This window comes from Vibrio sp. NC2, from assembly GCF_025195005.1.
Taxonomy (GTDB): domain Bacteria; phylum Pseudomonadota; class Gammaproteobacteria; order Enterobacterales; family Vibrionaceae; genus Vibrio; species Vibrio splendidus.
The window spans coordinates 367,943-380,811 of the sequence record NZ_JANVFC010000001.1 but is presented as its reverse complement, the minus strand read 5'-3'; the positions used below and the strand labels follow the sequence as shown (position 1 = coordinate 380,811).

The 12,869-nt window shown below is 41.4% G+C and carries 10 protein-coding genes; 8 read left to right on the top strand and 2 right to left on the bottom strand.

Going from position 1 to position 12,869, the window contains the following annotated elements; translation table 11 throughout:
- The first annotated feature begins 139 nt into the window (after positions 1-139).
- Positions 140-916 carry a carbon-nitrogen hydrolase family protein gene (locus NX845_RS01700; protein WP_017094319.1) on the top strand — a complete coding sequence of 259 codons (777 nt, stop codon included), beginning with the start codon at positions 140-142 and terminating at the stop codon, positions 914-916.
- 251 nt (positions 917-1,167) lie between these two features.
- Here the strand turns inward: NX845_RS01700 and NX845_RS01695 are convergent, their stop codons facing one another.
- Positions 1,168-2,079, bottom strand: coding sequence for a LysR family transcriptional regulator (locus NX845_RS01695; RefSeq protein ID WP_208774298.1), 912 nt, complete (start codon positions 2,077-2,079; stop codon positions 1,168-1,170).
- Positions 2,080-2,217: 138 nt separating this feature from the next.
- Here NX845_RS01695 and accD point away from each other — a divergent pair, with 138 nt between their 5' ends.
- The 5 genes from accD (at position 2,218) to NX845_RS01670 (ending at position 9,720) form a co-directional block, all read left to right on the top strand.
- Positions 2,218-3,084 carry an acetyl-CoA carboxylase, carboxyltransferase subunit beta gene (gene accD / locus NX845_RS01690; RefSeq protein ID WP_054543120.1) on the top strand — a complete coding sequence of 289 codons (867 nt, stop codon included), beginning with the start codon at positions 2,218-2,220 and terminating at the stop codon, positions 3,082-3,084.
- 406 nt (positions 3,085-3,490) lie between these two features.
- Positions 3,491-5,299, top strand: a complete 1,809-nt coding sequence (locus NX845_RS01685) for a hypothetical protein (protein ID WP_017094002.1) — start codon at positions 3,491-3,493, stop codon at positions 5,297-5,299.
- A 706-nt stretch (positions 5,300-6,005) separates the two neighbouring features.
- Positions 6,006-7,661: a DUF1800 family protein gene (locus tag NX845_RS01680; protein WP_032555416.1), complete on the top strand. Its 1,656-nt coding sequence runs from the start codon at positions 6,006-6,008 to the stop codon at positions 7,659-7,661.
- Positions 7,658-8,971 carry a DUF1501 domain-containing protein gene (locus NX845_RS01675; protein WP_017094004.1) on the top strand — a complete coding sequence of 438 codons (1,314 nt, stop codon included), beginning with the start codon at positions 7,658-7,660 and terminating at the stop codon, positions 8,969-8,971. Before NX845_RS01680 ends, NX845_RS01675 begins: the two co-directional genes overlap by 4 nt.
- A gap of 503 nt (positions 8,972-9,474) precedes the next feature.
- Positions 9,475-9,720 (top strand): hypothetical protein, encoded by a 246-nt coding sequence (locus tag NX845_RS01670; protein WP_017083405.1) that lies wholly within the window; start codon positions 9,475-9,477, stop codon positions 9,718-9,720.
- Positions 9,721-9,981: 261 nt separating this feature from the next.
- Here the strand turns inward: NX845_RS01670 and NX845_RS01665 are convergent, their stop codons facing one another.
- Positions 9,982-10,371, bottom strand: a complete 390-nt coding sequence (locus tag NX845_RS01665; protein WP_102448017.1) for a DOPA 4,5-dioxygenase family protein — start codon at positions 10,369-10,371, stop codon at positions 9,982-9,984.
- Between the two features lie 193 nt (positions 10,372-10,564).
- Between NX845_RS01665 and NX845_RS01660 the strand changes: the two genes are divergently transcribed.
- Entirely contained in the window at positions 10,565-11,407 is an 843-nt protein-coding gene (locus tag NX845_RS01660; RefSeq protein ID WP_017085524.1) for a LysR family transcriptional regulator, read from the top strand.
- 467 nt (positions 11,408-11,874) lie between these two features.
- Positions 11,875-12,768, top strand: a complete 894-nt coding sequence (locus tag NX845_RS01655) for a nuclear transport factor 2 family protein (protein ID WP_065681991.1) — start codon at positions 11,875-11,877, stop codon at positions 12,766-12,768.
- Positions 12,769-12,869: the final 101 nt, after the last annotated feature.

Sequence of the window (12,869 nt, the reverse complement as noted above, 5' to 3'; positions counted from 1 at the left end):
ATTTTATTTCTTATTGTCCTGATTACGAATTGACTTAGGTTTGCTAATAACTGTAGTTTTGATTAGTGTAATTTCGGTGAGCATCACTAACCACTTAAGGACGTGCCACGTACCGCAATATAAATAAGGATACAAATTAATGAAGTTTGCCTTGTTACAGTTTCCTATTAGTGCGAAATCAACTGATAATTATCAAACGATTAAGAGAGCTATATGTGAAGCTAGCGAATATGATGCGCAAGTTCTACTTACGCAAGAGTGTGCTTTATCAGGCTATCCACCCGTAGAAATTAGTTCTGTTTCCGACATCGACTTTGAACAACAAAATATTGCTTTCAATGAAATAATTGAGCTTGTAAAAGAAAAACAGATCTACCTCTTTCTTGGTTGTATCCGTCAATGCGGTGAACGTGCGGCCAATTCTATCGCTATCATCGAGCCTTCAGGTTACGTGCAATACTATGACAAAAGAGCACTATGGGGTTGGGATGCTGATAACTTCGTTGTAGATAGTAATTTTAATGGCGTCGTTGAGATTAAGGGTATTAGGATTGGTGTTCGAGTTTGCTACGAAATTCGATTCCCAGAATACTTCAGAGAACTATACAAAGAAAAAGTCGATGTTACGGTTGTTTGTCTATGCGACGTTCAAGACAAACCTGACGACAACCGACTCTCAATCATCAAATCACATCTAGTATCTCGGGCTATCGAGAATGTATTCACAGTTATTTCTGTCAACTCCTCGACCCTAGAGCAAACCGCCTCAACTAGTGTTATCGACCAGCATGGCAATACTTTAGTGCAAGCTGTGCGTAATAGTGAGTCGATAACTTATTATACCTATGAAAAAATTGAGAATGGTTTCGGTGCTAAAGGACTTATAAAGTATTCAGATGAGTTACTAGGGATTTAAAAAATAAGAGTGAAATTCTGTGATATTTTTCAAAGGAAAACTCACATCGATTGTTCTTCAAGGTCTTTCTAGATGCTTTTTCTCATCTGACATAAGTAATTTATAGTAAATAAGCTAACGTATTTGTCTCCAAGAGTTTGTTATCACTACCCGAAAAACTAAGACCTCGCAAACGCGAGGTCTTAGTTTTATCCATAAATAGTGAGTACACCTCTAACCTAGGGAAGAGCCCCTAGCCTCCGAATTTTCTGTTATTTTTGCGCGTCTAGATTCGCTTGATGTTTTAAGTGCTCAATGAACATCGGAATCTTTTTTGCTATGTGCTTTCTCGACGCATAAAAGGCGTACAGCACCAAATCTTCAGGTTTGTATTCAAGTGTTATAACTTCCAGAGAGCCAATCTCTATTTCATCGCGACAAAATTCAGCAGGGAGTATCGCAAACCCCAAACCAGCCAATGCACCTGCTTTAGCGAGTTGCCCACTATTCACTTTAAATGTAGATTTTACTCTTTGAGTAATTACCGGACCTGTTTCGTTCTTAAATACCCATGGCGTACCATTTAACGCGGTAAAGCTGCTAATACAAGGTACATGTTTCAAATCCGTAATCTTAAAAGGCTTAGAAGATGTATGAAGAAGTTTGGGTGAAGCCACAACAACACTAGGCCAACGCTTAATCTCTTTCGCTATCCAATTGTTATCCTCTAGCTTCCCTCGATGAAAACTCAAAATAACGTCAAATCCGTCAAGCGGATCCTCTTTAGGGCTGATACTCGTATCACAACATAATGAAATAGATGGATACTGAGTACAAAACGAAACGACGGCTTGGGCCAAGTCAGGTGAGTCTGGCATTAAAACATTGAGTTGCCCTATGACTTCACGAGAGTGTTGTGTCACCTCCTCAAGAGCGTCGTTGAGTTTATCCAACAATGGCTGAGTTCGTAGATAAAGGTGGTCCCCTGCTTCTGTCGAAGAAATTCGGCGAGTTGTTCTATCAAAAAGTCGAGCATCTAGCTGCTCTTCTAGCAACGCGATATGACGACTGACGTTTGATGTCGGTAAACACAGAAACTCTGCAGCTCTCTTAAAGCTATTGTTCTCATAGACACAGTGAAAGCTTTTTAGCCATTGTTGATCAATCTTCTCAAGCATTCCCATTAATCTCATCCATATCAATAATCCGCCCACACCAGCAATCCCATTAAATAGGATTATATAGCCAATATTAAGCACTTTATTACCAAAAACAGGCTTATACAATACTCATCATTAAAAGTGAACTGGATAAGGTTTCCAATGAGTTGGATAGAAAAACTATTAGATAAGAAAAATATAATCAGTACGCGTAAAGCGAATATTCCAGAAGGAGTATGGACAAAATGCCCCTCTTGCGACCAGATCCTGTATAGCATAGCCCTTAATGAAAATCTGGAGGTATGTCCAAAATGCGATCACCACATGAGGATGTCGGCACGCTGTCGCTTAGACAGTTTTTTAGATAAAGGTATGAAAACTGAGTTAGGCAAACAACACGAGCCGAAAGATTTGCTCAGTTTCAAAGACAATAAACGCTACACAGAACGCCTTGCCCTAGCCCAAAAAAGTACAGGTGAGAAAGATGCAATAGTCGCGATGCAGGGAGAGTTGTTAGGGATGCCTGTTGTGGCGTGCGCTTTCGAATTTTCTTTTATGGCTGGCTCAATGGGTGCCGTTGTGGGCGCTCGCTTTGTTGATGCTGTTAATGCAGCCATCGAGGCTAACTGTGGATTGGTATGCTTTTCGGCTTGTGGTGGAGCGCGTATGCAAGAGTCACTGATGGCTTTAATGCAAATGGCAAAAACGAGTGCTGCTTTAAAACGGCTATCAGATGCAAAGCTCCCTTATATCTCCGTATTGACCGATCAAACTTTTGGCGGTGTATCGGCAAGTATTGCGATGTTAGGTGATATCAATATCGGTGAACCTAAAGCGAGAATTGGTTTTGCCGGACGAAGAGTGATTGAACAAACGGTACGAGAAAAATTACCTGAAGATTTTCAGCAGAGTGAGTTCCTATTAGAGCATGGCGCATTAGACATGATTATTGATAGACGTGACATGCGTAAACGAGTAGCTAAACTGATCGCGATGATGACCAATACTCAGATTCAAGTCGAGCATTAGACCACTACACCTCGCCCTATAGCTCCCCCCAAAATGAAGTTCAGCGATCTATTTAGATTAACGACCGCGGGGGAGAACATTCTTTGCCGCTAAACTGAAGCCGCACTTGTCTCGTACCTATCACGATCGGTATTCCTTTCCTTCAAGTCCCACGCACAAAAATCAAACTCTATTCTAGAGTGAACTAATTATCGTGGTGCAAACAGAATAGTCCCCTTATTTAAACAATATCGATTTGTAAAACCTTTAACTGGAAATGTGAACTAAGAACGCAAAAATGGTGGCGTAGATCTTAAGAGTGATGCTTGAAATGCGACGAATACCACTAGCAAACATATTGCATACGATTATGTTGTTATGATTAAATATATCAATGACTTGGGCATTATGGATTGAATTAAATTATATGACATGGAATAAGTTTTATCAGATATCGTCCGCTTTATCTGTATTGGCTCTAACTGGCTGTGGTGGTAGTGATAGTAGTCCATCATCTAGTGCCGTCAATGTTGCACAAACCAGTTATCAAATGGAGTCTGGTGCGTTTGAACAAACCTATGTAAATATCCCTTTCAGTGTGAAATATGACGCAGGAGACGATCTCTACTATGGCATCATGAGTGACAGTGGAAGTTTGATATCTCGGGTTGAGTACAACATCAATAACGATGCAACGGGTCACGTCAGCGTATACATGAAGCCAGGTTATGAAGTCGGCAACGGCACAAACTCCACAACAGCTCAGTTCGCTGTTTGTTACGATGAGTATTGTAGCCAACACTATTCTGGCTCGCCAGTCGCCCTCACTTTAACCAACAAAGTGACACTAGATCATAAAGTAGAGCTAGCCGTTCCGAACATTGAAACAGTAGCGGAACTCACTGATGTGAACGTATACCAAAATGTATCTGACACCATCAATCTTTCTGGTTCTGATCTGCACAACCTTCGCGTAGAAGCTCGAGCCAATAGTTCATTTGTTACATCCGTTACGCCTTTTATTAGTCCCTCTAATATCGGGCTCAATATGAGCTTAGAAACGCCATCCGTAGTTGGTTTGGGCTCATTTAGCTCAACTCTCAATGTGGACGTCTGTTACGACTATAACTGTAGCTATCCGATCGAAGGCAGCCCACTAACCGTTCCCGTCAGCTACAAGATCAATAACACTTCACCAAACCCTGATCCAAGCCCAGATCCAGATGGAGGCTCTCCAACAACACCAAGTATTTCTGTTATCGATTTTGATAGCGCACCGACCCACAACACTGTCGATGCAATTTATTCCGATTCATTAAATGTAATTGCTGTTGTATCTGATAGCCCAAAGAACGCGATCTACTTTTATAGCCTGAACGATGCTACAGCTTATGAGATAGACCTTCATAGATCGCCATCAGCTGTCACTGTCGATAACATTAGTGGTACTAATCGCTTTGTGGTCGGCCACGATGCGATGATAACGACACTTGAATACAACGCCTCTTCTCCAATAGATACCCAAGTATCGAATATCTACCATTCCCATGATATTTTTGATTTAACCACCAATGGTAACTACGCTTGGACTTTACCTAAAACGGATCAATGGGTTGACCTACAAGTCATTAATCTTGAAAGCGGTTCTGTAGAGTCTAAAAGTGACTGGGGGTACTACGAAAAAACGGTACTCAAAATCAGCCCTAGCAGCCAAGCTTTCTACAGTTTAGATACAAATATTAGCCCTGAAGATGTCGCTAAGACGGACATTTCGGATCCGGAAAACCCAGCAAGACCTGTCGATTCCCCTTACCATGGCGACTACAGTTTCTGCGATAATTTCTGGTTCAACCATACTGGCACATTCATCTACACGCAGTGTGGAGTGAGATTGAATACGTCAAGTGACGCTGGGCTTGACATGACTTACGCAGGAAAAATAACTTTACCTGAACTCAATTCGTGGCCTTACTCTTCTACAATTCAAACACTGGATGAGTCTCACGACACTACCAAAATTGCTTACTCTCTTGAAGGGCAAAGCAACAAGGTATTGGTGTTGACTTCAAACCATTTGAACCTGTCAGAAACGATTACTCTCCCTAATACCACAATAGGAAATAGCACTTACACCACTGTGCCTAAGTTTGTATTTTATGGCGCTGACGGTAAACTAAATATCGTCGCCAATGCTACGGTAAACGGCATAACACGCACATCGATATTGCAACACTAAATATATAGCCAGTAATAATAAAAGGCCTCGCAAACTCGAGGCCTCATTTTTATCACTCCACTGATTGCTACTGAACAACTACACACTGCGTCCCTACTTCACGGTCTTAACTGCTTACATCAGGGGGGGCGTGAAATGTTCTGATACTCTAGCATTGGGATATACCCTAGATCTCATTGTAGTAAACTCATAGCCTCCCTTAAAACTCCCTTATTTTAAAAGCTATATTGTTATATTCATGTAAAAATCTACCAATATCAAAAATTGGTTTAAATGATGAAACAAAGTCGTGCTTTATTAACGCCAATGTCGCTGCTATTGTCAGTTAATGCTTTGACGTTAGACCTTTAACTCAATCAAATTTTGTTAATATGTATCTGTGCTGCTAAAAGTTATCTGCACCCTGTAAATATCAATTTTATGTATCACAAAGTAATATTAATTTGCAGTCTGCTTTATGACCTATGGATTAGTCATTGACTGAGAAAGACTGCCTTTAGAAGAGATAGATCGCACGACCTTTTTCTTTTTTAAGGCTAGATAGATATGCGTATATCGTATTCAACGACATGGTTTGAGTTATTTTGCTGCCTCATTGTCAAATATGAACCCGTCGCACAGTTTATATTGGGTTAGATTGCTGTAAATGATGATCTTCGTTAGTGTGCGAAAAATCACCTGCAGTAATAAGATTTCTGAGTTTTTTATGTTAAAGCGTTTTGGCTTCAAATTATGTATATGCTTCGTTAGCCTCTCATTGCTTTCGGCTTGTGGTGGAGAAGATAGCAGTTCGGGAAATGGTGGAACTCCTGAACCTGCTTCCCTGACTCAAGATCAGCGTTACGACCTTCTCTATCGTTCGACATTTGGCCCACAGCCAAACTCCTATCAAGAATTAGAAAACTTAGGCTATATCAATTGGCTAGATAAGCAGTTTTCTGCGGCCCCAAGTTTGCACTCAACACGCCTGAAATCTTACTCACTGGAAGCTGATAAAGACACTTACAACCAAGCAGATCGCGTGGCAGTTTGGTGGGATATCAGCATTAATGCAGCAGACCAATTACGACAACGAGTCGCGTTTGCATTGAGTGAAATTTTTGTGATTTCACGGTATGGCGCTAGCTTGGGTGGTCGCGCGCTAGAGATGACCGACTACTACGACATGCTCATCAAGCATGCTTTTGGCAATTATCGTGATCTGATTGAATCAGTGACGCTTCATGCCGCGATGGGCGATTATTTGTCAATGATGGCTAATCAAAAGGCTGATCCAGAAAGTAATCGCTTCCCTGATGAAAACTATGCACGAGAAGTTATGCAATTGTTTAGCATCGGGCTTTATGAATTAAATTCCGATGGTACAGAGAAACTTGATAGTCAGGGGCAATTGATTCCAACTTACTCGCAGGATGACATAGAAAACCTTGCACGAGTATTTACTGGTTGGCACATAGCTGAGAAAGCTAGACCATCGTGGGGTTCTAAAGATGGGAATTGGTTCCTGCCAATGGTCGCTTATCCTGATCGCCATGATGATGAAGAAAAGGTGGTAATAGGCGAAGTATTTGCACAAGGACAAACCGCTGAGCAAGATATGGCGCAGGCGATGGATATGTTGCTTAATCACCCCAATACGGCTCCGTTAATCAGTAAACACCTTATCCAAAGATTGGTGACCTCGAACCCTTCTCCTGCTTATATTGCTCGAATTAGTGCACTATTCGCCGATAATGGTGAGGGAGTTAGAGGTGATCTTAAAGCGGTAATTCGCGGGATTCTAACTGATCGTGAAGCGCTTAGCGGCAGTGTTCGATCGCCCGCCAAGATGAAAGAGCCTTTAATCGCGATGACCAATTTTTTCCGCGCATTTGAAGCAAAGTCAGCTGATCCTTCGGGGCGATTCCATAACTCTATCGACATGTTCAGGTCATATGGCCAGTCTCCACTTGGTTCGCCAAGTGTGTTTAATTTCTTTTCTCCTGACTACGCCCCAAATGGTGAGATCGCTGCCGCAAATGATGTTGCACCAGAGTTCGAGATACTGAGCTGGAATAATTTCATTCTCACCAATAATCAGCTTTGGAATGCAACGGGCAGAACAAATTACGAGGGTGAAGATAATCCTAAACGCATTGTCATAAATACAGCACCTTTAGAAGCGGTCGCTAATGACCACATAGCATTGATCGAAGAAGTTGAGAGGCGTTTACTGTCTCAGAGAATGAGTGAGCCACTCAGAGCCGTGGTATTGGAGTCTTTAGAAAGCCTTCGCGATACGCAGCAAAGTTTAAAGGTCCGCAATGCACTGTATATTGTTGTGACTAGCCAAGAGTTTCATATTGAGGAATTAGCCCAATGATTTCACGTCGTCAACTATTAGCGGCTATGGCCTCGACACCAGTTGTCTCAATGATGGGAACTGGCTCTGCACATGCGCTGCCAAATAATAATTATAAAGCGCTAGTTTGTGTCTTTTTGTTCGGCGGAAATGATGGCTTTAACATGTTGGTGCCCAACGATAATGCACACTATGATGAATACGCAGCAGCTCGTCCAGATATTGCCATCTCACAAGCATCATTATTGCCTTTGTCATTGAATACAGGCTCAGGTCTGACATTAGGTTTACACCCATCAATGATTGATGCTCAAGGTCTGTTCAATAGCGGGAAAATGGTCGCCATTTCAAACAGCGGAGTGTTGATTGAACCTTCAACAAAAACGGGGTTAAAGGACGGAACGCATGCGATGCCACCGTTTTTATTCTCTCATAATTCGCAGCAAACTGAGTGGCAACGCGGTTGGTCTGGAAGTACAACAACGTTAGGCTGGGCAGGTCGAATGATGGACGTACTCAGTAGCGATACAGATACAATTAGCCCAACATTTAGCCTTAATGGATACGCTCAGCTATTAAATGGCAGCGATTATAGTGCCAGTCTTATTAATGCCTCGTCGTTGCCTAAAGTGAATGCTATAAACAACGCTCAGCGCCGTAAAAGCTTTGATCAGGTGATGAACCTATCTCCTCTGACGGCGTTTGGAAGAGAGTTTGATCGTGTGAAGAGTGATTCAATTTCAATACGAGATACACTAGCTTCAGCGATTGATTCAATACCTGAAGAAGGGCATTTCCCTGATATTTCTTTAAGTCATCAGTTACATACGGTCGCGCGATTGATTAAGTCGAGCGATCAACTAGGGCATCAGAAGCAAGTTTATTTTGTCGGCTTAGGTGGCTTTGATACACATGCCAACCAGTTGAATGACCATGCGGAATTGATGAGTGCTTTGAGTCAGTCGCTTGCAGCGTTCAATCAGTCAATGGAAGCCGCGGGGCTGAGCGATAAAGTAACAACAATGACAATGTCTGACTTTGGTCGACGCTTAGCGAGCAACGGCACCGGAACAGACCATGGCTGGGCAAGCAATCATCTTGTGATGGGCGGAGCATTAAATAGTGGGCAGCTATACGGACAGTGGCCATCGTTAATCTTGGATGGGGATAATGATTTCAATAAAGGGCGAATGATTCCAACGACTTCTGTGGAGCAAATTGGTGCGACAATCGCAAAATGGATGGGAGTGACAAGTGATAGTGCAATGGATTATATCTTTCCAAACTTAGCCAATTTCACGGTACAAGATTTAGGGTTCTTAAGAGTATAAAAATTGAATGTTCATTAGAACCGCCAGTACCCTTTGGCCAACATGTTATTGAATTTCAGGCATAGTTAAATAGTACGTACGTTCTAGGGAACTTTGCTGATTGACATATCATTAAAACGACGACTAGTGATAACGATTTTAAAGTCCATTATCAGAATCTTACCAAGACAAAAGATGTACTACTCCATTAGGACAGGCGCGTGTTCTCCCCCCAAAATGAAGTTCAACGATCTCTTTAGATTAACGACCGCGGGGGAGAACATTCTTTGTCGCTAAACTGAAGCCGCACTTGTCTCGTACTTATCGCGATCGGTATTCAGTTCCTTCTCTTCATACGATCAATAAGAGATTGAGAATACGAACCGCACCCAGTACATTCCTTTAGATTACTGTATTTTCACTAGCTTCTTATAGTTAAAATACCGTATGGTACAAACCATAAAATTATTAAGACTTGTGGTCTTTGCCACAGAGACTCTCCATTTAAAACGAAAAGACTTACTATGAATTTTGATATCAATGCACTGAAACACCACCAGCTGGTCGAAGATGGTCAATTAGAAGGGTGTTACATTCATCAACCTGTGCAAGGCAGTCAACCAGATGACAAAGCGGTTTTAGTGGAGCGCCAAGCGCTAGAAAGCCTGGGATATAAGGTGGTTCAGGTTAAAGCGAAAGGCGGGACAACAACGTTTGCCGAGGCTATGCAAAAGTTTGCGAAGAAGACGGGTCACCAGCCCAAAGAGTAAGCGGATGATCAAAGGGCGTGACCAAGTTCGCTAACAACAGTCTTTCGACTACCCTGTCGAGCGACCTTAATAAGCACCATTTCATGCTGACAGCATGGGCTGTAGCGAAAGCTTTTTTCCTCAGTTAGCGCTTGCTGTCACCGTTGCCCCCAGAGCAATTTATCCAGGACTTGAACGAGTCGCTTCCTTTCCCTTCTTTTGATTCTTCCCCCCTCTTTCCATGTTTTTCATTGTTTTCATCATCGATACAAATTTGGGGCTTTATAGATTCTCTAGCTTTAGGTCTTTGACATCTCCCATCCAAAAAACTCTATCTTTATGATCTAACAAATCATTTCCACTGATGGGGTGAAAAAGTATCGTTAAACCTTTTCGGTTGAACGTCAACCAAGTAACTACATCACTTAATAAATGTGGTTTAAAGTAAAGCTGACAGCTCCAACAGGGATGAGGGCCAACCAATTTTCGATGAAGTTGGCCTTGTCTTAGATCTGTAATTTCTAATGCTATATCGTTAATTACCCTTTGAGCCGTTTGCTCGGTAAGGTCATTAAAATAAATATGTGCATGCCAACCTTTTAACCTTGGAGAAGATATTGCTTCTTGGTGATTACCATACGCAACTGGTAATTGAGGAGTGAAACTGGGCATAAAATACCTCTATAAACTGGAATTCTTTATTCACGATTAACTCGAAAATATCGTTCATTCCGGTGAGTCAATCTTTGGTTCTGTTTTATCGAGAAAGAGTATGTTACAACCTATATCATTAATACACTGCATAAGTTGAATGTTACCTATGAACACTTTCGATTACTCTACGTTGGATGGACGACTACTTCGCATGTTTATTAGCGTTTACGAACACCAATCAGTAACAAAGGCAGCGGATAGTATGGGGGTTACTCAATCAACAGTTAGCCATGGGCTTAACCAACTTCGCAAAATAGTAAAAGATGAATTGTTTGTCACTTCAGGAAGAGGTATCGCGCCTACGCCAAAGGCGGGAGAACTTATTGAAAAGGCCAGAGAAATCGTAATAGCGATGCAAGCTTTCGCAAGCTCACAACAATACAACCCACTAATAGATGATAAAGTTTTTTCCATCGCGGCTAACGACTATGAAATAGAAACCGTTATAAAACCTATGTTTCATGATTTCCAGAAAGCAGCGCCGATGAGTTCATTGCACATAGCCCCAGCCAGAACTCAACTTCAGTGGGCTTCATTACTTAGGTCTGGTGATGTAGATTTTGTTTTGTCACCTGAACTAACGAGTAACGAGTCGGATTTAATTCAAACTAAGCTGTTTTCTGACCAAGAGGTCTGTTTTTACAACCCTCAAAAGCAAACACCGCCAACAACGATAGAGCAATATTGCTCCAAACCTCACGCCATCATGTCTTTTGAGCATTCTCACCAAACCGAAATAGACACAATACTTAAAAAACGAGGAGTGAAGAGAAAAATCGTGGCTAGTGCGCCGAGTTTTGGGGCGATAGCGTCTTTAATTAAAGATACAAACATCATAGTGACAATGCCTTCTCGCTTGTCAGAAACGTTATTTAGAGACTTTAAGCAGGTCCCCTTACCTTTCGAGCTTCCTCACTTCAATATTGTTAAAGTCTGGCACAATAGAAATAAGCAGTCAGAGCGTCATTCTTGGCTTAAAAATCGATTACAGTGAGTATTAATTGGGATTGATATTCTTAGTTTTTTGGCTGTACGTTAAAAAGACCGACCATGGTATAAGGTTTCTGTTTTTTGAAACCAAGTAAACGCCTGTGTATTGAACCCACCTATTCATTTATTCATTTATTCATTTATTCATTTATTCATTTATTCATCTATTCATCTATTCATCTATTCATCTATTCATCTATTCATCTATTCATCTATTCATCTATTCATCTATTCAGAGTAATTATATTGCTCTGATTTGCCCTTTAAAATAAGTAGTTATCAGATCCCAGCCAGTATCCCGTGACCATCATTAGATCTCGATTTAAGTAATAGACTTCACCTACCACCTCGCCACAACTACAACTAATCGAATTTATTCATGATAAGTATGAACAATGCCCTATTTTTTTAATTAATTAGAGTGGCTAGCATACAGGTGCTCAAACAAAACAAACCTAAAAAGGAAGAATCATGTCTATTAAATCTGTTGCAATCGGAATGGCTGTTTGTCTATTTACTGCCCCAAGCTTTGCTAACCTAAGCACCATTGACGCTCAAACTAATCAATCCATTAAACTAGCAGAAGGCTTCTATGAAGATGTACTGGTTTATAGGAATTTGAACAACTTTGGAAAGTACGTTGGTGACACTTACATCCAACACGCTACAGCGTATGGCGATGGGCCAGCAGAACTGATTAAAGCGGTAGCTGGCGAGTTAACTGCTGATCCTGGCGTGAAAGTAGATATCTACCGTACCATTGCAGAAGGTCCTTATGTCGCAATACACTCTGTTTGGACAACTTCAGACGGTGCGGAATATGTTTATGTTGATATCTGGAGAGAAGAAAATGGCATGCTGGTAGAGCATTGGGATCACTACCAACAAGTTCCGGAAAAATCTGAAAACAAAAACACCATGTACCAAGGGCCAGACGCGAATATCTATGATGCAACTCAAGACATCGAGCGTAATCGAGGCAGAGCCATTGCTGTGTTGAAAAGCTTTGATAACCCAGCGGATACAAGTGCGTTAAAAAAGTATATTTCTAGCGAAACCTACATTCAACACAACCCAGAGGTTCCAAATGGTAGAAAAGCATTGGTTGGTTACCTTGATTACTTAAACAGTAACGGGACCAAGCTAAAAACGGAGATAGCAAAAACAATCGCGATGGGTGACATGGTTCTTGTTCATTCTAAGCAAACTGACCTAAGTAAAAAAGACGATTTAGGTGTTGGTTACATTGATATCTTCCGCTTTAATAGCGAAGGGAAAATAGTAGAGCATTGGGATATTGCAGAAACTCAAACTGGAGAGTCAGCCAACGAGAACGATGTGTTTGGTTACCCTAGCCAACGTTAATTGCAGCTTCATTGAGTGGAAAAAGTGCTCAACATCAGTGTTGTCCAAAAAACTACTTTTTCCGCTCATATTTGCCTTATGTTATAGGAAATGACCCATTA

Coding starts and splice junctions, on each gene's coding strand:
- NX845_RS01660 (WP_017085524.1), top strand. CDS start 10,565: ATGTTTATTAGCGTTTACGAACACCAATCAGTAACAAAGGCAGCGGAT.
- NX845_RS01685 (WP_017094002.1), top strand. CDS start 3,491: ATGACATGGAATAAGTTTTATCAGATATCGTCCGCTTTATCTGTATTG.
- NX845_RS01665 (WP_102448017.1), bottom strand. CDS start 10,371: ATGCCCAGTTTCACTCCTCAATTACCAGTTGCGTATGGTAATCACCAA.
- NX845_RS01695 (WP_208774298.1), bottom strand. CDS start 2,079: ATGGGAATGCTTGAGAAGATTGATCAACAATGGCTAAAAAGCTTTCAC.
- NX845_RS01655 (WP_065681991.1), top strand. CDS start 11,875: ATGTCTATTAAATCTGTTGCAATCGGAATGGCTGTTTGTCTATTTACT.
- NX845_RS01680 (WP_032555416.1), top strand. CDS start 6,006: ATGTTAAAGCGTTTTGGCTTCAAATTATGTATATGCTTCGTTAGCCTC.
- NX845_RS01670 (WP_017083405.1), top strand. CDS start 9,475: ATGAATTTTGATATCAATGCACTGAAACACCACCAGCTGGTCGAAGAT.
- accD (WP_054543120.1), top strand. CDS start 2,218: ATGAGTTGGATAGAAAAACTATTAGATAAGAAAAATATAATCAGTACG.
- NX845_RS01700 (WP_017094319.1), top strand. CDS start 140: ATGAAGTTTGCCTTGTTACAGTTTCCTATTAGTGCGAAATCAACTGAT.
- NX845_RS01675 (WP_017094004.1), top strand. CDS start 7,658: ATGATTTCACGTCGTCAACTATTAGCGGCTATGGCCTCGACACCAGTT.